This window comes from Streptomyces sp. JLBJ103, from assembly GCF_058215575.1.
The window spans coordinates 1,650,832-1,670,537 of record NZ_CM177089.1; the positions used below are offsets into that span (position 1 = coordinate 1,650,832).

At 71.8% G+C, this 19,706-nt stretch carries 18 protein-coding genes; 2 read left to right on the forward strand and 16 right to left on the reverse strand.

The features are described 5' to 3' along the window. Positions 1-21: 21 nt before the first annotated feature. A complete protein-coding gene (locus tag AC4BEG_RS07075) occupies positions 22-2,388 on the reverse strand; it encodes a protein kinase domain-containing protein (protein WP_490705050.1) in 2,367 nt (788 codons plus the stop codon). Positions 2,389-2,497: 109 nt separating this feature from the next. After that, positions 2,498-2,938, reverse strand: a complete 441-nt coding sequence (locus AC4BEG_RS07080; RefSeq protein WP_490705051.1) for a DUF6278 family protein — start codon at positions 2,936-2,938, stop codon at positions 2,498-2,500. A 154-nt stretch (positions 2,939-3,092) separates the two neighbouring features. Here AC4BEG_RS07080 and AC4BEG_RS07085 point away from each other — a divergent pair, with 154 nt between their 5' ends. Beyond that, positions 3,093-4,913 (forward strand): SGNH/GDSL hydrolase family protein, encoded by a 1,821-nt coding sequence (locus AC4BEG_RS07085; protein WP_490705052.1) that lies wholly within the window; start codon positions 3,093-3,095, stop codon positions 4,911-4,913. A gap of 37 nt (positions 4,914-4,950) precedes the next feature. Here AC4BEG_RS07085 and AC4BEG_RS07090 read toward each other — a convergent pair whose 3' ends face one another. The 9 genes from AC4BEG_RS07090 to AC4BEG_RS07130 form a co-directional block, all read right to left on the reverse strand. Continuing rightward, positions 4,951-5,730 (reverse strand): exodeoxyribonuclease III, encoded by a 780-nt coding sequence (locus AC4BEG_RS07090; protein ID WP_490705053.1) that lies wholly within the window; start codon positions 5,728-5,730, stop codon positions 4,951-4,953. 33 nt (positions 5,731-5,763) lie between these two features. Continuing rightward, positions 5,764-6,411 (reverse strand): MBL fold metallo-hydrolase, encoded by a 648-nt coding sequence (locus AC4BEG_RS07095; RefSeq protein ID WP_490705054.1) that lies wholly within the window; start codon positions 6,409-6,411, stop codon positions 5,764-5,766. Between the two features lie 38 nt (positions 6,412-6,449). Next, positions 6,450-7,763: a bifunctional 3-oxoadipate enol-lactonase/4-carboxymuconolactone decarboxylase PcaDC gene (gene pcaDC, locus AC4BEG_RS07100; RefSeq protein ID WP_490705055.1), complete on the reverse strand. Its 1,314-nt coding sequence runs from the start codon at positions 7,761-7,763 to the stop codon at positions 6,450-6,452. Between the two features lie 33 nt (positions 7,764-7,796). Further along, positions 7,797-8,414 carry a hypothetical protein gene (locus tag AC4BEG_RS07105; RefSeq protein WP_490705056.1) on the reverse strand — a complete coding sequence of 206 codons (618 nt, stop codon included), beginning with the start codon at positions 8,412-8,414 and terminating at the stop codon, positions 7,797-7,799. Beyond that, positions 8,411-9,562, reverse strand: coding sequence for an ROK family glucokinase (locus AC4BEG_RS07110; RefSeq protein ID WP_490705057.1), 1,152 nt, complete (start codon positions 9,560-9,562; stop codon positions 8,411-8,413). Before AC4BEG_RS07110 ends, AC4BEG_RS07105 begins: the two co-directional genes overlap by 4 nt. Before the next feature lie 205 nt (positions 9,563-9,767). Then, positions 9,768-10,598: an ATP-binding cassette domain-containing protein gene (locus AC4BEG_RS07115; protein WP_490705058.1), complete on the reverse strand. Its 831-nt coding sequence runs from the start codon at positions 10,596-10,598 to the stop codon at positions 9,768-9,770. Continuing rightward, complete coding sequence (locus AC4BEG_RS07120) at positions 10,565-11,641, reverse strand: ABC transporter permease (RefSeq protein WP_490705059.1); 1,077 nt, start codon at positions 11,639-11,641, stop codon at positions 10,565-10,567. Before AC4BEG_RS07120 ends, AC4BEG_RS07115 begins: the two co-directional genes overlap by 34 nt. Next, positions 11,638-12,624 carry a sugar ABC transporter substrate-binding protein gene (locus AC4BEG_RS07125; RefSeq protein ID WP_490705060.1) on the reverse strand — a complete coding sequence of 329 codons (987 nt, stop codon included), beginning with the start codon at positions 12,622-12,624 and terminating at the stop codon, positions 11,638-11,640. The genes AC4BEG_RS07120 and AC4BEG_RS07125 overlap by 4 nt, the downstream gene beginning before the upstream one ends. 423 nt (positions 12,625-13,047) lie before the next feature. Beyond that, the gene (locus AC4BEG_RS07130) at positions 13,048-13,812 is read right to left on the reverse strand and encodes a GntR family transcriptional regulator (protein ID WP_490707007.1); all 765 of its coding nucleotides are present in this window, start codon (positions 13,810-13,812) and stop codon (positions 13,048-13,050) included. Positions 13,813-14,049: 237 nt separating this feature from the next. Between AC4BEG_RS07130 and AC4BEG_RS07135 the strand changes: the two genes are divergently transcribed. Then, on the forward strand, positions 14,050-14,550 hold the full coding sequence (locus tag AC4BEG_RS07135; protein ID WP_490705061.1) for an FG-GAP repeat domain-containing protein: 501 nt from the start codon (positions 14,050-14,052) through the stop codon (positions 14,548-14,550). Positions 14,551-14,605: 55 nt separating this feature from the next. On the opposite strand, the gene AC4BEG_RS07140 is transcribed toward AC4BEG_RS07135, so the two are convergent. The 5 genes from AC4BEG_RS07140 to AC4BEG_RS07160 form a co-directional block, all read right to left on the reverse strand. Beyond that, positions 14,606-15,895: a cytochrome P450 gene (locus tag AC4BEG_RS07140; protein ID WP_490705062.1), complete on the reverse strand. Its 1,290-nt coding sequence runs from the start codon at positions 15,893-15,895 to the stop codon at positions 14,606-14,608. A 117-nt stretch (positions 15,896-16,012) separates the two neighbouring features. Then, positions 16,013-16,834, reverse strand: coding sequence for a transporter substrate-binding domain-containing protein (locus tag AC4BEG_RS07145; RefSeq protein ID WP_490707008.1), 822 nt, complete (start codon positions 16,832-16,834; stop codon positions 16,013-16,015). Positions 16,835-17,034: 200 nt separating this feature from the next. After that, entirely contained in the window at positions 17,035-17,688 is a 654-nt protein-coding gene (locus AC4BEG_RS07150) for a bifunctional 4-hydroxy-2-oxoglutarate aldolase/2-dehydro-3-deoxy-phosphogluconate aldolase (RefSeq protein ID WP_490705063.1), read from the reverse strand. A 234-nt stretch (positions 17,689-17,922) separates the two neighbouring features. After that, a complete protein-coding gene (locus AC4BEG_RS07155; protein WP_490705064.1) occupies positions 17,923-18,888 on the reverse strand; it encodes a sugar kinase in 966 nt (321 codons plus the stop codon). A gap of 239 nt (positions 18,889-19,127) precedes the next feature. Then, complete coding sequence (locus AC4BEG_RS07160) at positions 19,128-19,550, reverse strand: guanyl-specific ribonuclease (protein ID WP_490705065.1); 423 nt, start codon at positions 19,548-19,550, stop codon at positions 19,128-19,130. Between the last annotated feature and the right edge of the window lie 156 nt (positions 19,551-19,706).

The following is a 19,706-nucleotide window of genomic DNA, read 5'->3' on the forward strand; positions in this document are numbered from 1 at the left end:
GCTGGGTGTGGGGCGTTTCGGTCAGGGCAGGTCGAGCGAGCGGACCGTGCCGTCGTAGTAGACGAGGACGACGGTTCCTCCGACCGACAGCAGTTCGGGCGCCCGGACGGCCTTCCTGACGTTCCGCGTGCCCGGGTCGGACCGGATGCCGGGAGCGCCCTTCACCGGGGTCCGGTGCGCGGTGCCGCCCGACGGCAGGGTGTACAGCGCGGCGTTGTCCGCGTAGACAGCCGTGCTTCCGACGAAGACCGCCGTCGAGACGGCCGTCGGCTCTCCGTCGGGCGTCCGGGCCACCGGGCCGACCCTGCGCGCCGTGTCGTCCGTACGACGCAGCATGACCGCGTCGGCCTCCGTGGTCAGTGCCCCGTAGGTCCCCAACGCGCCCACGGCGCCCCGGCCCGGGGCCACCCCCGGATAGCGCGGGTCGGCCGGGTCGTCGGCGCGCTCCAGCGTCCGGGAGTCCAGGGCGGCGACCCCCTCGTTGCCGCCCGGACACAGCACCTCACCACCGCTGAGCCGCGCCCCCTGGCAGCGCTCGGCGGGCAGCTTCGAGACGGCCACCCGCTTCCCGGTCCTGGCGTCATACGCCGTCAGACCCTCCTGGGCCAGCACATAGACCAGCCCGGTGCTGAACGCCTGGACCGTGACGGGAACCCGGGCCGCCTCCCCGACGTCCTGCGCCGGGAGGGTGTGCGACCACAGCCGGCGCCCACGGCGCACGTCGTACGCCAGGACCTCGGTGCTCCCGTCGTTCCCGGTGGTGGTGAGGAAGACCCGTCCGTCGGCCGCGAGGATCCGTCCCCGCCCTCCCCCGCTGTCCGCGGTCCGCCGTCGCTCCCACCGCACCGAGCCGTCCTCGGTGCCGCGGGCGCGCAGCCACCCGGACTCGGCGGAGACCACCAGCCCGTCGAGGAGCACCGGATTGGTGCCGTCGCCCGGGATGGTGAGCGTGCCCCGGGCGCTGTACGAGGCCTTCGCCCTCGGGTGCTCCCGGGCGGTGTGCCAGCTGCGCGCACCCGTGGCGGCGTCGACCGCCTGGAGGGTGCCGTCCGCGAGGCGGCACACCAGCAGCCGGGGGTCCAGCGCGCAGTCCACCGGTGTGTCCGCCAGCGCCGCCGACCACGTCCGCCACCCTTCCGGTCGCCCGGCGCCGCTCCCGGAGAAGGTCCGATTGCGGTCCGGGCCGCCGTACTGGTCCACCGAGACCGAGGTGGTGCCGGTTCCCGCGCCGTCCGTCCGCGTCCGCTGCTCCGTATCCCCGTCCGAGCCCGAACCGAGGGTGCGCAGCCCGAAGACGGCCAGCGCCGTGGCGGCGAACACCGCCGCGCCCGACAGCACCAGCCGCCGACGCGGTACACCGCGCGCGCCGGGCCGCGGCGATGGCTGCGGGGTGCCGGTCACCGTCGGCGCGCTGTGCACGGCGGAAACGCCTGGCAGGGCGGAGGGGCCCAACCCGGGCTCCCTGGCGGCGCGTTCGAGCACTCGGCGCAGTTCACGTTCCCGCTCGGCGATCAGCGCCCGGACCGGCTCGGGCCAGGGAGCCCGCGCGGTGACGCCCGTCGGCGCGCCTCCGGCGAACCGCCGCTCCAGCTCGGCGGTGTCCGGCCGCGCCGAGGGGTCCGGGTGCAGACAGTCGGCGAGCGGTTCGCGCAACCAGCCCGGTACCCGGGAGAGATCGGCCTCGGCCTCGGCAATGCGGTACAACACCGCGGCCACTGGCCCGTCGCCGAACAGGCCCTCGCCCGTGGCGGCGTAACACAGCAGCGACGCCAGGCAGAAGACGTCCGATGCGGCGACCACATGGCGGCTGCCCTTGACATGCTCGGGTGACATGAAGCCCGGTGAGCCGACCATGGCCCCGGTGACGGTCATGGTGCCCGCACCGAAGGCACGGGCGATACCGAAGTCGATGACCTTCGGCCCACCGTCCGCCAGCAGCACGTTTCCCGGCTTCAGATCCCGGTGCAGGATCCGGGCGTGATGGATGCTCCGCAGGGCGCGGACGAGGTCCAGTCCGAGGTCCCGTACGGCACGGGGCGGCAGGGGGCCCGCCGCGCGCACCGCCTGGTCGAGGGTCGGCCCCGGTACGTACTCGGTGGCCATCCACGGTGTCGAGGCCTCGGCGTCGCCACCCAGCAACTGTGCGGTGTAGCGGCCGTTCACGGCCTGGGCCGCGGCGATCTCACGGCGGAAGCGCGCGCGGAAGCCGCGGTCGGGGTCGGCCTCGCCCTCCACGACGAGGTCGGGCCGGATCGTCTTCACCGCGGCCGGACGGCCCGCCGCGTCGGCACCGAGGAACACCTCGCCCATCCCGCCCGCGCCGAGACGGGCGAGGAGCCGGTAGGGCCCGATGGCCCGGAGAGAAGGCTGCGACGCTGCTCCGAGCACGTCCTGTCCCCCTCCGTCACCGTGCGCTCAGAGGTTACCCGTTGGTGTCTTCGGGCCGCTCGCGGGCCCGGTGTGAGCGATGACAGCCGCAGGCCGCTGGGGTCCGGCCCTAGGTCTCGGCGGCCTCCGCGTACAGCTGGGAGAGCTCCGGGGCGCCGTCGGCGGCCCATCGGTGGCCGGCCTGGACCACGTCGACCTCGCGGCCGGAGCCGAGTCTGACGACGGGGCGGCCGCTGGGCCAGACCTGCCAGGCGGCGCCGGGGACGGTGCGGATGATGACGGTGCCGAGGTAGAGACCGGCGTCGTTGCCGAGCCAGGGCAGCTCGTCCGGGTCGTCGCGCCAGCGTGGGAGGAGCTGGTCGAGCTCTTCCAACGAGGCGGCGGAGTCGTCGAGTCCGATACCGGCGGTGGCGGCGCGGGCACGCAGGAGTTCGCATTCGGAGAGCAGCTGTGCGACACCCTGAGGATCCTCTTCCTGGGCACCCATCAGCGCCGTACCGGAAGCGGGGCCGCGCCGCTTGCGCCAGTTGTCCAAGAAGGGGATGTTCATACCACTCAGCGTCGCATCCCGCGCACGGGCGCACCACAGGGCGCGCGGTATGCCTCGTGACCCGATGATTGCCTTGACGACGCCCCTCCGCCTCTCTACGTTCTTCCCGCACCTGTCGGATCAGCGGTCGGGTTGGTTGCAAGAGGGGACTCGTATGCGCTTACGGAGACGGGGGACAGCGGCCGGACTTGTCGCCGGAGGTGTCGCCTTCGCCCTTCCGGTATCGGTCCTGCCGACGCTCGCCGGGCCGTCCGCACAGGCAGCATCACTGAAGCCGCTCCCTCTGGAGCGGCTTTTCGACAACCGGGCGGTCGGTGAGGACACCCGGCCGGGGGACGCGGACTTCGACGGTTCGGGGAACTCGCTGTCCGCGCAGGACCTGAGAGCCGCCGGCTGGACGCCGGGGCGGGTGGTCGATCTGGACGCGGCGCGGCTGACCTGGCCGCGGAGTGCCGGGACAGGGCCGGACAACGTGGTCGCCGACGGGCAGGCGGTACGGCTGCGCGGCCGGGGCGAGGCGGTCACCTTCCTGGTCGCGGGCAGTGCGCCGGACGGGCCCGGCGGCGCGGTGAGCGGCACCGGGACGGTGCGCTACCGGGACGGGTCCAGCGGGACGTACACGCTGACCGCGCCGGACTGGCGCGCGGGCTCCACGGCCACCAAGGCGTTCGGCCTCCCCCATGTCAACAGCGCGTCGGGGCAGCGGCTGGAGGCGGCGCGGCTGTACGCGGTGACGGTTCCGGTGGCGCGAGGCCGGGAGATCGCGTCGGTGGTACTGCCGGAGGATCCGGGTCCGGTCGGCGATCTGCATGTGTTCGCCGCGACGCTGCGGCAGCCCGCGCCGGGCTGGACCGGCAGTTGGGCGGCGAGCACCGCCGGGTACACCAAGGTCGGGCCGTGGACGGACCAGACGCTGCGGCTGGTGGTGCACACCAGCGCGGGCGGTCCGCGGGCCAGGATCCGGCTGGCGAACACCTTCAGCGCGGCGCCCGTGGAGGTCGGCCGCGCCACCGTGGCCGTCCAGGAGGAGGGAGCGGCGGCGCACGGTGCGCCGGTGCCGCTGACCTTCGGCGGACGGCGGGGCACCTCGATCCCGGCGGGGGCCCAACTGGTCAGCGATCCGGTGGACTTCCGCGTACCGGCGGACACCAATCTGCTGGTCAGTGTGCATCTGCCGGGGCCGGTCAGTGCGGCGCCGGTGCACACCCAGGCCACCCAGCGCTCGTACTCAAGCGCGCCGGGCAGCGGGGACCGCACCGGTGACTCCGGTGCGGACGCCTACACCGGCACCCTGACCACCTGGCCGTTCCTCACCGGCGTCGATGTACGGGGCGGTCCGGGCTCGGTGGTGGCGCTGGGCGATTCGATCACCGACGGCACCAACTCGACGGCGGACGCCAACCGCCGGTGGCCGGACGTCCTGGCCCGGCGGCTGCGGGCGCAGTCCGAGGTGCCCGCGTACGGGGTGGTCAACAGCGGGATCTCCGCGAACCGCGTGGTCACCGATGTCTACACCGGCGACGGGGTCTCCACGGTGACCAGCGGGGTGAGCGCGCTGAGCCGACTGGAGCGGGATGTACTCGCCCGGAGCGGGGCCCGTACGGTCGTGGTCTTCCAGGGCATCAACGATCTGCGCTGGGGCACCTCTGCTAGGGACGTCATCGCGGGGCTGCGGGCCGTCACGGCCCGCGCCCACGCGCGCGGGCTGCGGGTGGTCGGGGCGACGATCGCGCCGTGCGAGGGCGAGGCGCGGTGCACGGCGGACGCCGATGCGCGCCGCCGGGAGGTCAACGCGTTCCTGCGGGACAGCGGCGGGGTGTTCGACGCGGTGCTGGACTTCGACGCGGTGGTGCGGGATCCGCAGCACCCGGCGCGGATCCTCCCCGCGTACGACAGCGGTGACCATCTGCACCCCGGGGACGCCGGGTTGCGGGCGCTGGCCGAGTCGATCGATCTGCGCACCCTCACGGGGTGAGCCGGGCGAGGGCGCCCGCCGACCCGGTCCCGCGGTCTCAGACCTCCAGGTCGAGCACGACCGGGGCGTGGTCGGAGGCGCCCTTGCCCTTGCGCTCCTCGCGGTCCACATACGCGTCGCCCACGGCCTTGGCGAACGGCTGGTTGCCGTAGACCAGGTCGATCCGCATGCCCCGGTTCTTGGGGAAGCCCAGCTCGCGGTAGTCCCAGTAGGTGAAGGGGCGGTCGTACTTCAGCGGGCGCGGCACCACATCGGACAGACCGGTCTCGCGCAGCGCGGCCAGGGCGTCCCGCTCCAGGTCGGTGACGTGGGTGAGGCCGTCGAAGGCGGCCCGGTCCCAGACGTCCTCGTCGGTGGGGGCCACATTGAAGTCGCCGAGGACGGCGAAGGGTCGCTCCCCTGCCGCGTCCTCGGCGACCGTGCTGCGCAGCGCCTCCAGCCAGGCCAGCTTGTAGTCGTAGTGCGGGTGGCCGATCTCCCGGCCGTTGGGCACATAGACCGACCAGACACGGACACCGCCGCAGGTCGCCGCTATGGCACGCGGCTCCTGCCCGCCGTCGTAGTCCGGGCCGCCGGGCAGGCCGACGGTGATCTCCTCGAGCCCCACCCGGGAGAGCAGCGCCACCCCGTTCCACCTGCCGGTGGCGTTGACCGCGGCCTCGTAGCCCAGCTCGCGCAGCGGCTCGTAGGGGAAGGCGGACTCGGCGCACTTCGTCTCCTGGACGCACAGCACATCGGTGCCGCTGCTCTCCAGCCAGGCGAGCAGCCGCGGCAGCCGGGCGGTGATCGAATTGACGTTCCAGGTCGCGATGCGCATGGAGGTCAACCTACACGGCGGGTCCGACAGCGCTCACAGGCTCAGGGTCTCCCCCGGCGCCAGCCGCAGATGCTCGGCGCCGCCGATGCCCGGACCCTCCGGGCCCAGCATCCGGCCGTAGAGCTGCGGCGCCAGGTCGGACAGCAGGGCGTCGTGGATGTCGACCGCGCGGCGCGGAGCCACGGCCCGGATATAGTCGATGACCTCGCTGAGCTTGTTCCACGGGGCGTGCACCGGCAGCAGCAGGGTGTCCAGCCGACGGCCGTGGGGCACGGTGAGCGCGTCGCCGGGGTGGAAGACGGTGTTGTCCACCACATAGCCGACGTTGGTGATCCGGGGGATGTCGGGGTGGATGACGGCGTGCAGCTGACCGTGGACCTCGATCTCGAAGCCCGCCGCGGTGAAGGTGTCGCCCTCGCCCACCGTGTGCACCCGGCCGGGGAACGCCGCCGAGATCTGCCCGGCCACACTGGCCAGGGTCCACACCTGGGCGTCGGGGTTGGCCTCGAGCGCCACCCGCAGCCGTGCCTCGTTGAAGTGGTCGACGTGCTCGTGGGTGACCAGGATCGCGTCCGCTTCGGCCGCCGCGTCGTGTTCGCTGAAGGCCCCGGGGTCGATGACGAGCGTCTGCCCGTCCTTCTCCAGCCGGACGCAGGCGTGGCCCTTCTTGGTGAGCTTCATGGGGATCATTCTGCTACCGGCCCGCCCCCGTAAACGGGTTACTCCTCCGGGCTGGTCTCCTCGCGGATGACGCGCTGGGCCACGGCGAAGGCTGCGTTCGCGGCGGGCACTCCGCAGTAGACCGCGGTCTGGAGCAGGACTTCCTTGATCTCGGTGGGGGTGAGTCCGTTGCGCAGCGCGGCGCGGGTGTGGAAGGCCAGTTCATCCAGGTGGCCGCGGGCGACCAGGGCGGTGAGGGTGATCACGGAGCGGGTGCGCCGGTCGATGCCGGGCCGGGTCCACACCTCGCCCCAGGCATAGCGGGTGATGAAGTCCTGGAAGTCGCCGGTGAACTCGTCGGTCCGCGACTCCGCGCGGTCCACGTGCGCGTCGCCCAGCACCTCGCGGCGCACCTTGATGCCGCGCTCGTAGGCGTCGGTGCGAGCGTCCGGCACCGGTTCGGGCGCGGCGGCCCAGCCGATCTCGGCGGCCGGACCGGGCGTCGGAGCGGCGACGGGGGTGGCGGTGGGCCCGGGGGCGAGCACGGGCTTGACCGGCGGCGCCGGGATCGCGGTCATCCCGCTGGGGTGGTCCGGGCTCTGCCAGGTGCCGGAGAAGTGGCGGACCAGCAGATCGGTGACGGCCGCCGGCTGCTCGACCGGCGCGAGATGGGACGTGCCGGGGACCATCGCGAGCCGGGCGTCGGGGATTCCGGCGACCAGCACACGGGCGTCGGCGGGCGGGGTCACCTCGTCGTCGGCGCCGACCAGGACCAGGGTGGGGGCGCTGATCCGGCCGAGCTCGGCGCGGATGTCGAAGGCGGCGAGCGCCTCGCAACTGGCGATGTAGCAGCCGGGGTCGGTGGTGCGGACCATCTGGACGGCCCAGTCGACGATGGCGGGCTGGGCACCGGCGAACGCGGGGGTGAACCAGCGCTCCGGGGTGGCGCGGGCCATCGGGTCCAGGCCGTTGGTGCGGACCACCACACCGCGCTGGCGGAAGGAGTCGGCGGTGCCGAAGCGCGGGGAGGCGGAGACGAGGGCGAGTGAGCCCAATCTGAGCGGATGTCGCAGGGCCAGTTCGGCGCCGATGGCCCCGCCGAGCGAGCAGCCCGCGTAGCCGAACCGGTCGATGTTCAGCTCGTCCAGGGTGGCCAGCAGCCGGTCGCCGAGCTCGGCGACGGAAGAGGCGGGGTGGGCCGGTGCTCCACCGTGGCCGGGCAGGTCGAAGCGGAGGACCCGCCAGTGGCGGGACAGCTCGGGTATCTGGCGGTCCCACATGTGCCAGGTGGTGCCCAGCGACGGTCCGAGGACGAGCACGGGCCCGTCCTCGGGGCCGTCGATCCGGTACTGAAGTGTCTTGATCTCACTCACCCGGAAACGGTATCCGAACGAGATGGCCGCCCTTTACGGCGTGACGGTGGAGACTACGTAGACCTTCGGGTGACGGGGATTGTCACGGTTGACGGTGATCTCCAGCTTGGGCTGCGGGTCCTTCTGTTCGAACACCGTTCCTGACCAGTCCTTGCCCGAACCCAGCTGCCAGCCAACCGTTTTGGCCTCCTTGGCGCTGATGGTCACCTCGCCCTTCTCCAGGGCGGACGGGTGGGTGCCCGCCCGGGTCAGAAAGCGCTTCAGGCCCTCGCGCGAGGTGATGAACTGCACGTAGAGCTTGCTCTCGTCCCAGGAGTTGGTCTCGTAGAAGGCGACGTCCGCGGAGTAGGGCGGGATCGGTACGTCGTATATGCGCCGCTGCACCCGGGTGGGCCAGTCATCGGTGAGCCCGGTGGCCTGGGCGCTCTCCTCCTTGTTCTCACCGCCCTCGCGGCTCTGGATGGCGGAGATCACTCCGTAGCCCGCCGGGATCGCGATCAGCAAGAAGATGATCAGGGCCTTGAGCCAGCGGCGGCGCGGACGGCCGTCGTCGCCGCCGGGGGTGCCGGGGCGCTCGGGGGCGCCGCTGCCGCGGCCCGGCGGAATCGCGCCGGGGCTGCCCTGCGCGGGGCGCTGGTCGGCGGCGGTCATCCGCGGCCCGCCTGTCCTCGGGGCGCGATCCGCAGCGGGGAGGAACCGGCGCGTTCATAGCGCTCGACCCGGCGGCGGTTGGCGCGGCGGAAGCGGCGGGCGACCAGCCGGGCGAGGTCGGCGGCGCCCACCATCCCGGCCTCGGGGCCCAGCTGGGCCTTGACGATACGGGCCTCCGGCCGGTAGCCGCGGCCGGTGAGGGTGCGCCGGAAGGCGTCCCGGGCGGGCCCGATCAGCAGGTCGTCGGCGGCGCTGACGCCGCCGCCGATGACAAAGCAGGAGGGGTCGAGCGCGGCGGCCAGATTGGCGATGCCCACGCCGAGCCACTGGCCGATGTCCTGGAGCAGCTCGATGCACATCGCGTCGCCCTCGCGGGCGAGCTCGGTGATGAGCGGTCCGGTGATCTCCTGGATGTTGCCGCCGACGCGGTCGTTGATGCCGTACGCCACCGGGGACTCGGCGGCGGCCAGCTCACGGGCCTCGCGCACCAGCGCGTTCCCGGAGCTGTACTGCTCCCAGCAGCCGCGGTTGCCGCACGGGCAGCGGTGTCCGGCGGGGACGACCTGCATATGGCCGAACTCGCCCGCGACGCCGTACTTGCCCCGCTTGACCTGGCCGTCCTCCAGGATGGCGCCGCCGATACCGGTGCCGAGGGTGATCATGACGAGATGGTCCTCACCGCGTCCGGCGCCGAACCGCCACTCGGCCCACGCGGCCGCGTTGGCGTCGTTGTCGACCATGACCGGGACCGCGAGCCGCTCGGCGAGCCGGTCGCGCAGCGGTTCATTGCGCCAGGACAGATGGGGGGCGAACAGGACGCGGTTGCGGTCGGCGTCCACCCAGCCCGCGGCGCCGATGCCCACCGCGTGCACATCGTGCCGGTCGGAGAGGTCCAGGACCAGTTCGGTGATGGTGTCCTCGACGACCTTGGGGCTCTTGGACTTGTCGGGCGTCTCGGTGCGCAGCTTCTCGAGGATGACGCCGTCGGCGTCGACGACCCCGGCCATCACCTTGGTGCCGCCGATGTCGATGCCGACGGTGGGCACCCGGGGGGCGGACAGGTGCGAGCGGCGCTCACGGGTGCCGACGGTCCGCAGCACGGTGGCACGCGCCGAGCCCCGGTGCACTCTTTCGCGGTAGATGCTCATCGGCCGCCCCCTTCACCGGTGCGGGGGGTGCGGTCGCTGCGGGTGCGTGCTCGCAAGAGTTCGTCGTCCCTGCGGGGGTCTCGGGAGGCCGGGGCCTCGAGTGCGTGGTCCGTGGCGGGTGGGGCCCGCCGTGCGATTGTGCCTCACTCAAGGCTCGCACCGCATGGCGGAGTCCCGGGGCCGCGCGCCCCGGGACGTCCGTCGATCAGCTCCCGGCCGGGCCGGACTCCAGCCGCGCCAGCTCATGGCTGAGCTGTTCCAGCTCGCTGCCGCCCGCCATCTGGCGGGTGAGCTCGTCCAGGGCGATGTTGTCCTTGGTGTGGCTGCCCGCCATCGCACCCCGCTTGAGGAGGACGAAACGGTCGCCGACCAGATAGGCGTGGTGCGGATTGTGGGTGATCAACACCACCCCCAGGCCCGCGTCCCGGGCGGCGGCGACGTACTTGAGCACCACCCCGGACTGCTTGACGCCCAGCGCCGCCGTCGGCTCGTCCAGCACCAGCACCCTGGCGCCGAAGTGGACGGCGCGGGCGATGGCCACGCACTGGCGCTCACCGCCGGAGAGGGTGCCGATGGGCTGGTCGACATCGCGCAGGTCGATGCCCATGCGCAGCAGCTCGCTTCGGGTGGTGGCACGCATCCGGTCCACGTCGAGCCGCCGGATCGGCCCGTAGCCCTTGCGCAGCTCGGAGCCGAGGAAGAAGTTGCGCCACACCGGCATCAGCGGGACGACGGCGAGGTCCTGGTAGACCGTGGCGATCCCGCGGTCCAGAGCCTCCCGCGGGGAGCCGAGCCGGGTCTCCTCGCCCTCGATGGCGAAGCTGCCGCCGTCGTGCCGGTGCAGTCCGGCGATGATCTTGATGAGGGTGGACTTGCCCGCGCCGTTGTCGCCGAGGACACAGGTGATCTCCCCGGCGCGCACCTCGAGCGAGACGCCCTCCAGCGCCTTGACGTTGCCGTAGGACTTGCTGACGCCGGTCAGTTCGATCAGCGGTGATGTGGTCACTTGCTCGCCTCCGCCCGCTTGCGGACCCACCAGTTGAGCAGGGTGGCGAGCAGCAGCATCGCCCCGAGGAAGAACTTGAACCAGTCCGCGCCCCACTGCGCGTAGACGATGCCCTTGTTGGTCATGCCGAAGATGAACGCGCCGACGGCGGCGCCCACCGCGGAGCCGTAGCCGCCGGTCAGCAGACAGCCGCCGATGACGGCCGCGATGATGTACAGCAGCTCATTGCCGACGCCCTCGCCGGACTGGACGACGTCGTAGTTGAACAGCAGATGCTGACCGGAGATCCAGGCGGCGAACGCCACACCCATATAGAGCCCGATCTTGGTGCGGTTCACCGGTACGCCGACCGCGCGGGCCGCCTCCTTGGCACCGCCCACCGCGAAGATCCAGTTCCCGGCGCGGGTGCGCAGCAGGATCCAGGTGGCCAGCGCGATCAGGGCGAACCACCACAGGACGGTGATCTGAACCTCGACGTCCCCGATGGTCAGCTGCGAGGCGAAGACCTTGTGAGCGGAGGGGAAGCCCTCCATGTCGGCGATGGTCTTGGTGGAGACGGTGTCGCTGATCAGCTTGGTGAAGCCGAGGTTGCAGCCCTGGAGGATCAGGAAGGTGGCCAGGGTGATGATGAAGCTCGGCAGATTGGTGCGTACCAGCAGATAGCCGTTGAAGAAGCCGATGGCGAGGGTGGCCAGGAGGGACACCCCGACCCCCACCCAGACGTTCGCCGTCATCTGGTACGAGAACATCGAGGAGATCAGCGCCGAGGAGGTCACCAGGACCCCGGTCGACAGATCGAACTCCCCGCCGATCATCAGCAGCGCCACCGGTACGGCCATGATCCCGATGGTCGACGAGGCGTACAGCACCGTGCTGAAGCTGGACCACTGGAGGAACGCGTCGGCGACGACGGAGAAGAAGACGAAGACGGCGACGGCGCCCACCACCGCGCCGAGCTCCGGACGGCTGACCAGACGGCGCGGCAGCGAGGCGCGGACCGTCCGCCCGTCGTCCGGGCGCGGCGGTCCCCCGGGCTTGCCGGGTGTGTTCAGGGGCGGTGCGTCCGTGCTCATCGGGTCCCCCGCTTGGTGTACGCCGCGAGCTCGGCGGCATCGCCCTTGGTGACGATCTGCGGACCGGTGAGCACCGGCTTGCCGCCACCGAGGACATCGGCGTTGTAACGGTGGAGCCAGAGCAGGTCCACCGCCTCGTAACCCTGGAGATAGGGCTGCTGGTCGACGGCGAAGCCGAGCGTGCCGTCCTGGAGCGCGGCGGCCACCTTCGCGTTGAGGTCGAAGGTGTCGATCTCCGCGTCGCTGCCCGCGCGGTCGGCGGCCTTGGCGGCGGTGTCCGCGAAGGGCGCGCCGAGCGTGACCACGCTGTCGATGTCCTTGTCGGACTGGAGCTTGGCCTCGATGGAGGACTCCACATCGGGCATATTGGTGCCCTCGACGTAGATCTTCTCCATCTTTCCCTTGAACGTGTCGGCCGCGCCGTCACAGCGCTGCTCATGGCCGACGTTGCCCTGTTCGTGCAGTACGCACAGGGCCTTCTTGCGGCCGCGCTTGTTGAGCTCCCCGCCGACGGCCTCGCCCGCGATGGTCTCGTCCTGGCCGACATGGGTGAGGGCGCCGAACTTCTTGGACTCACCGGAGCCGGAGTTGACGGTGATCACCGGTATCCCGGCCTTCTGGGCCCGCTTGACCACGGACCGCATGGCGTCGGGCTTGGCGAGGGTGACGATCAGCCCGTCGACCTTCTGGTCGATATAGGACTGGACCAGCTGGGCCTGTTCCTTGCCCTCCTCGTTGTGGGCGTAGAGGAACTTGATGTTGTCCTTGACGGCGGCCTGTTTGGCGCCGCTCTGCACGATGTCCCAGAAGGTGTCGCCGTCGCCGGAGTGGGTGACCATGGCGAAGGTCCACTTCGGGGTGTTGACCGCCGCCCGGCCCTCGGCCGCCGCCTGGGCGGCCCGCTCCTCGGCGCGCTTGCCACCGGTACTGCTGCACCCGGCCAGGCTCACGCCCAGTGCCGTCGCCACCAGGGCGGCGGTCATCGCGCGCACCCCTGTCCGAACCCTCGCCGCGCTCGCCACGTAGCGTCGCCCCTCTCGCCTTCTGATCCAGCCTTGTCCCGGATATCCCGGTCTGTCCGCGGTCATGATCGCGGCCGGGCACCTGGTGATCCGGGCTCCGGCCGCCGCCAAGTATCCGTCACCGGCGGCCACCGGGGCTCCGGGGGGCTCAGCGGGTGCCGCTGCGACACCGAGGACCGCCGCCGTGTGCGAGCGGTGCGAGCCGTACGAGCGTTGCCGTTGCGCAGCCGCCTCATACTGGATCCGCCTTCCCCTCCCGGCCGCCCCGTCACAACTGGAGGACTTGTAGCGGCGGACGCGGATCACGTCAAGGCGGCGCGCTCCGGGGCCAGTTGAGGGCGGGCCGGGCCATCAGGCCGTCAAGGGCCCCATCAGGGACACCGGTCAGGGGCGGACCAGCAGCTGGAATTCGAAGGCGTAGCGCGAGGCCCGGTAGGTGTGCGAGCCGAACTCCACGGCCCGGCCGGTGTCGTCGAAGGTCGTACGCTCCATCGTCAGCAGCGGCGCGCCCTCCGGCTCACCGAGCTGCTCCCCCTCCTCGGCGGTGGCCGCGCGGGCGCCGACCGCCTGGCGGGCGCTGTGCAGGGTGATCCCGGCCGCACGCATCAGCCGGTACAGACCGGTGCCCTCCAACTCCGCGCTGTCCAGGGTGAGCAGCCCGGCGGGGAGGCGGTTGCACAGATGGGCCATGGGCTCGCCGTGGGCCAGCCGCAGCCGCTCGATCACCACCACCTCGGTGCCCTCCGCGATCCCGAGGGCGGCCGCGACCTCGGCGGTGGCGGGCTCGGTGGTGTTCCGCAGCACCCGGGTGGCGGGGCGCTGGCCCGCGGCCTCGAGGTCGTCATAGAGGCTGCTCAGCTCCAGCGGGCGCTTGACCTGGCTGTGCACCACCTGGGTACCCACACCCCGGCGCCGCACCAGCAGCCCCTTGTCGACCAGCGACTGGATGGCCTGACGGACGGTGGGGCGGGACAGCCCGAGCCGCCCGGCCAGATCGATCTCATTGCCGAGCAGGCTCCCGGGCGCCAGCCGGCCCTGCTCGATCGCCGCCTCCAGTTGCTGGGACAGCTGGAAGTACAGCGGGACCGGACTGCTGCGGTCCACGCTGAACTGGAGCTCCGCCGCGCCAGAAGAGTCTTCTCCCTGCATTGCCACGGGGCGAGCGTAGCCGGATGAGCACATGACGGGAAGTCGTGAAGTTCTGTTGTCCGGACAAACGGCTCGGCAGCTACGCAGAGAGACGGGCGGCGCCGCCTCGGTGACCGGCGGCACGCCCTTCATCCGTGGTCCACACGAGGGCAACCATCTGTTCGACCCGCCGGTCATGGAGCGGGGCATCGCGCCCCTCCCGATGTCCGCCACCATCCACACATCGCGGGAGACACATTGCGTACCAAGCCCCTGTCGGCCGCGATCCTCTGCTCGACCGCGGTGCTCGGCGTATCGGGTCTGACCGCGGTCCCCGCGTCCGCCGCACCGTCGGGCCTGAAGGGTGACTTCAACGGGGACGGGTACGCCGATCTCGCCGTCGGCATGCCCAAGGCGACCGTCGGCGGCAGCACCGCGGCGGGCTACGTCACTGTGGTGTGGGGCGGGCCGCAGGGCCTGGGCCGCACCGGATCCGTCCGGATCAGCCAGTCCACCGCCGGGGTGCCGGGGACGGCCGAGGCGGGCGACCTCTTCGGCGGGGATGTCGCCACCGGTGACTACAACGGCGACGGCTACCCCGATATCGCGGCCGACGCGCCGGGCGAGAACGCCCGCAGCGGCGGTGTGTGGTTCGACGCCTCGCGCGAGGAGGGCGAGCAGCCCCCGGTCACCTCGACGACCCCGGCGAAGCTGGGGCTGAGCGGCGCGGTCGAGTACGGCGCGGAGCTCGGCCGGTAGCCACCGGGCGGGCTCCATGGTCCGGCTGTCGTCTCCTGGCGGCAGCCGGACCGTTTCAGCGGACGCCGCCCGGGGCCGGGCTGAACTCCACCGGCAGGGCGGACAGTCCGCGCATCCAGGGGGACGGCCGCCAGACGAGCGCCTTCGGCGACACCGCGAGCCGCAGATCCGGCAACCGGTCCAGCAGCACCTCGACCCCGGTCCGGGCGATGACCTCGGCGATCTCCTGGGCCGGGCAGGGGCAGCGGTGCGAGCCGTGGCCGAAGGAGAGGAACGCGCTGTTGCCCTCGGTGGAGACGCGCCGGTCCGGGCGCACGTCCGGATCGGCGTTGGCGGCGGCGAAGCCGAGCAGCAGCAGATCACCGGCGTGGATCCGCTGGTCGCCCAGGACGGTGTCCCGGGTGGCCCAGCGGCCCGCGATGTTCTGGGTGGGGGTGTCCTCCCACAGCACCTCGTTCATCGCCCGGCCCACGCTGTGGCGGCCGCCGGAGAGCGAGAGGGCGAACCGCTCGTCGGTGAGCATCAGCCGCAGGGTGTTGCCGATCCAGTCGGCCGTCGACTGGTGGCCCGCCCCGAACATCACCATCAGATCCTGGATGGTCTCCTCGTCACGGGAGGAGTCCGTGGAGACGATCATCCGGGAGGCCACATCCGGCCCCGGGAACTGGCGCTTGGCGGCCAGCAGTTCCATCATTCCGGCGCGCAGCGCCTTCTGCCCCTTCAGGGCCTTCCTGCTGCCGTCCACCACCTCGTTGAGCGAGCGCAGCAGCCGCGGTCCCATGGTGTCGGGGAAGCCGAAGACACGGGCGATGACCAGCGCCGGGAGCAGCACCGCGTACTCCGCGACCAGATCGCTCTCACCGCGCCCGCAGAACGCGTCCACCAACAGGTCCGCGTACTTCTCGGCCAGGTCGCGCAGTTCGTAGGGGTCGACGGCCTCCAGCGCGTTGTTGATGGTCAGCGAACGCTTACGGTGCACCTCGCCGTCGGTGTAGACCATGGCCGTGTCACCGCGGCCGATCATGGGCAGCAGGGGCCAGTCGTCGGGTATGTCGTCCCAGGCGTTCCAGCCGCTGGAATCGCGGGTGAACAGCGCTGGGTCGCTGGTCAGTTGGCGCAGCTCGCGATAGCCCATCACCAGCCAGGCGGGTATGCCGCCCTCGAGCAGCACCGGGGCCACCGCCCCGTGTTCGCGTCGCATATCGGCGTACATCCGCGCCGGGTCGGTCTGGAACCCCGGCCCGCTGAGCGGCCGGGCGCCGGAGCGGGCGGGGCAGCCGGACGGCGGGGCGGTGGTGCCGGACGTGGTCGCGGCGCTCCCGGAGCGTTCGAGGTGCGCTGTCATCGATCAGTCCCTATGACACATGAGTGATGTAAACCCGGGTCAATATAGGTCAGTCGACGCAGCGTGGGGAGTCTCGGACGCAAGCTTGGTCAGAACTTCAACCACTCGGCCTGGCCGCTACTTCAACCACTCATCTTCGTATTTCCGATACGTGCCGTCATGCGTGGCCAGCTGGACCCACTGATCGACGTAGTCCTTGAACTGCGTGTCCCCGCGCGGCAGGGCGTACGCCTTCTCGGAGAACGAGAACGGCTTGTCGGGGTGGACCGCACACAGTTCGGGGTGGATGGTGGACTGATAGCGGGTCTCACTGGCGTCCGTCATCATCACATCGGCCCGGCCCTCGATGATCTCGTCGAAGATCGTGGTGTTGTCCGGGTGGACGGTGAGGGTGGCCTTCGTGATGTGCGCGCGGGCGAACTGCTCGTTGGTGCCACCGGGGTTGACCACCACCCGCACCCCCGGCCGGTCGATGTCCTCCAGCGTGGTGTACTTCCGCTCGTCCGGGCAGCGCACGATCGGCGTCTTGCCGTCGGTGAGGTACGGCTCGCTGAAGGACACCGTACGGGCGCGGGCGAGGGTCACCGACACCCCGCCCATCCCGATGTCACAGCGCCCGGCCGCCAGATCGCCGACCAGGTCGGCCCAGGTGGTGGCAATGTACTTCGGTGTGGCGTCAAGGCTCTTGGCCAGGTCGGCGGCCATCTTGATGTCGATACCGGAGTACGCGCCGGTTTTGGGATCGCGATGGGTGAAGGGGCGGTAGTCGCCCGTGGTGCACACCCGCAGCACTCCGCGCCGGGGCACCGTGTCGAGCAGTGTTCCTTGGTGGGTACGGCCGTCGGCGGTCGGTGCCGCGGACCCGGCGGCCAGGGCCGAGCCCGCGGCGGTGGCGGCGAGCAGGGCGGCGACGGCGGACAGGGCGACGGTGCGGCTCACGGCGACTCCTGATCTCCTGGTGATCTCCTGGGCACGGGACCGGTCAGCCACGGGATCTCCTGGACAGCAGCCGGAGAAGCCCGGGGCGCATGATCACAGCGTGCCCAGAGTCGCAGAAGTGGCCGCTCAGGTGAACCCGTTGACCATCAGCCGGAACGCCGGGGCTCGAGGGCCCGTCGTCAACGCCCGGACGAGCGCCGTCAGTACGGCTCGGGATCGGGGTCGAGCGACGGGCCCACGTCGGCGAGCCGGGCCAGCAGCTCGGCGACCCGCTTGGCCACGGTGTCCCGGTCGCCCTCGGCCAGCGACGCGCCCATCCCGCAGGCCACCGCGCCCGCGGCGATCCACTCCGGGGCCTCGGCCACACTCACCCCGCCCGTGGGGATCACGGCCGCCTGGGGCAGCGCGGCCCGTACGTCCCTGACCCAGCCGGGGCCGTAGGCCGAGGCGGGGAACAGCTTGAGGGCGTCCGCGCCCAGCTCCAGGGCGCGCACCGCCTCGGTGGGGGTGGCCACACCGGGGAAGACGGGTAGCCCGTAGCGGTGGCCGGTGCGGATCACCTCGGCGTCCAGGCTCGGGGACACCAGGAAGCGGGCGCCCGCGTCGGCGGCCATCCGGGCGGAGGTGGCGTCGAGCACCGTGCCCGCGCCGATCACCGCGTCATTGCCGACCTCCCGGATCAGCGTGGTGACCGCCTCCAGCGCGAAGGGGGTGGTCAGTGAGATCTCCAGGCCGGCTATACCGGCGGAGAGCAGGCTGTCCGCGGTGGCCGTGGCACGGTCGTAGCTGTCGCTGCGTACGATCGCCAGGACGCGCTGCGCGAGCGCGGCCCGGGTGGTCTCCCAGCGGTACACGGCAGTCGCCGCCTTTCCTCTCCGAGGTGTTGACTGGGTGGTGCCGCGCCGGATTGCCCGGGGGATATGCGGCACTTGCGGTGTGCGGTTGACGATGTGCGGTGCTGCGGTGGGCTCGAGTGGCGGGGAAAGCGGAGGAGCGGACTTTCCGTCGGGGTACGGCGGGTTCGGTGCGGGTTCGGTGCGGGTTCGGTGCGGGTGTGCTGGAACGAGCCTACGGACCCGGCGGCCGGGTCACCGGTGGACCCCGTCCCCACCCCCGGCGACCTGGGCGAGCGCACGGTCCCGGGCGGCGGCGGTGGGCAGTCCGTCGGTGTCGGTGGCGGCCTGCATGGCGAGTGCGGCCACACAGGCGGCCTCGGCGAGCGCGCGGTGCTCGCGCAAGCTCCGCAGCCGGGCCGAGAGATAGCCCGCCGCGAAGGCGTCACCGGCGCCTATGGGATCGACGACGGGCACCGCATGGGGCGTCTGGTGCCAACTGCCCTCCGTGGTCCGCACGGTGGCGGAGTGGTCGGGGTGCTTGATCACGACCTCCTGGGCGGCGCCGCGCAGCAGCTCCTCCGCGGCCTCGTCGGCGGGCTGGGCGGTCAGCAGCTCCAACTCGTCCTCCCCGGCGAGGACGATGTCCGCCTCGCGCATCAACGGGCCCGCCGTCTGGGCCCATTGGGCGGCTCCGCCCAGCTTGTGCCGGACGTTCGGATCGAAGGACACCTGGGCCCCGGCCACGCGGGCCAGCTCCACCAGCCGCCGACTGGCCGCCGCGGCGGTCGGCGAGAGCATCGGGGTGATCCCGGAGAGGTGCAACAGCCGGGCGCCCTCGACGGATTCGGGACGTATCTGCTCGGGGGTGAGCCTCGAGGCGGCCGACCCCATACGGTAGTACTGCACATCGATGGCGCGGTGCGGATGGCTGTCGCGCATCAGCAGCCCGGTGGGGGCGTGGTCGTCCACGATGGCATGGCCGACGTCCACACAGTCCGCGCGCAGTTCGCGCAGCACGGCCTCGCCCGCCGGATCGGCGCCGACGCGGCCGAGCCAGCGCACTCCGTGGCCGAGCCGGGCCAGACCCACGGCCACATTGGACTCCGCCCCCGCCACCGAGCGGCGGAAGTGCACGGCACGGTCCAGCGGAACTCCGGGCTCTGCCAGCAGAAGCAGCATCGCCTCGCCGCATGTGACCACGTCCGGGCCGTTCGCCACCGGTGCCTCCCCACACGTCCGTTTCCACCGAAACGGTAGCGGCAGCCGCTGACAAGAGGCTGCGCGGGGTTTAGGCCTGGGGCCGCCGGATCGTATGCCGTCCACGGCGCCGCCCGGCGCTTCCACCGGGGCACACGGCGGGCGCCATCCCCCGGGGGCACGCCGCGCGGCCGCTGCCCTGGAACCAGGGCAGCGGCCGCGATCGTGGGGGGTGGCGGTTCTCGGTGCGGTGGTCCGGTTCAGCAGCCGCGGTCCACCAGGTCGAAGGACTTGTAGTGGTCGGCCGTGTAGTAGTCCTCGTTCTCCTGCTCGCCGGTGACGACGCGGCGGGCGCCGCGATCCGGTGAGCCGGGGGTCTTGACCGTGAACTCGTGGTAGTAGCCGGAGGACTGGTCCGGGAGGATGCCTTCGCGGTTGTCGAAGACGGTGCCGTCCTGCGGGTACGGGTAGGGGCCGCCCTTCTCGATCAGGTCGAGGGTGTCATGGGCCTGGTCGGGGAGGTTCGAGTAGCAGATCTTGCCGACATCAGCGGTGGCCTGGACCGAGACGACGCTGTGGGGCGCCGGGGCGGCGGTGGCCGTGACGGCCGTTCCACCGATCAGCAGCGTCGAGGCAAGGGCGCCCAGGGCACCGATGCGGGCAATCCGTGGGGGGATTTTCATGGGACTAGCATGACGCGCGTAGAGGATGGCATGTCAATGCCAACTACCCTTTGTTACCGAGGAGTTCACAAGACCTCCGCGAAATACCGGACCGGTGAGGAAAAGGTGACTTTTGCCTCTTAGGCAAAACTTTTGCCTCTCAGGCGAAGCACTGGC

Bases quoted from the DNA above. Each gene is read 5' to 3' on its own strand.
- AC4BEG_RS07095 (WP_490705054.1), bottom strand. From the start codon at position 6,411: ATGAAGCTCACCAAGAAGGGCCACGCCTGCGTCCGGCTGGAGAAGGAC.
- AC4BEG_RS07090 (WP_490705053.1), bottom strand. From the start codon at position 5,730: ATGCGCATCGCGACCTGGAACGTCAATTCGATCACCGCCCGGCTGCCG.
- AC4BEG_RS07120 (WP_490705059.1), bottom strand. From the start codon at position 11,641: ATGAGCACGGACGCACCGCCCCTGAACACACCCGGCAAGCCCGGGGGA.
- AC4BEG_RS07085 (WP_490705052.1), top strand. From the start codon at position 3,093: ATGCGCTTACGGAGACGGGGGACAGCGGCCGGACTTGTCGCCGGAGGT.
- AC4BEG_RS07105 (WP_490705056.1), bottom strand. From the start codon at position 8,414: ATGACCGCCGCCGACCAGCGCCCCGCGCAGGGCAGCCCCGGCGCGATT.
- AC4BEG_RS07130 (WP_490707007.1), bottom strand. From the start codon at position 13,812: ATGCAGGGAGAAGACTCTTCTGGCGCGGCGGAGCTCCAGTTCAGCGTG.
- AC4BEG_RS07160 (WP_490705065.1), bottom strand. From the start codon at position 19,550: ATGAAAATCCCCCCACGGATTGCCCGCATCGGTGCCCTGGGCGCCCTT.
- AC4BEG_RS07110 (WP_490705057.1), bottom strand. From the start codon at position 9,562: ATGAGCATCTACCGCGAAAGAGTGCACCGGGGCTCGGCGCGTGCCACC.
- AC4BEG_RS07125 (WP_490705060.1), bottom strand. From the start codon at position 12,624: ATGACCGCCGCCCTGGTGGCGACGGCACTGGGCGTGAGCCTGGCCGGG.
- AC4BEG_RS07080 (WP_490705051.1), bottom strand. From the start codon at position 2,938: ATGAACATCCCCTTCTTGGACAACTGGCGCAAGCGGCGCGGCCCCGCT.
- AC4BEG_RS07140 (WP_490705062.1), bottom strand. From the start codon at position 15,895: ATGACAGCGCACCTCGAACGCTCCGGGAGCGCCGCGACCACGTCCGGC.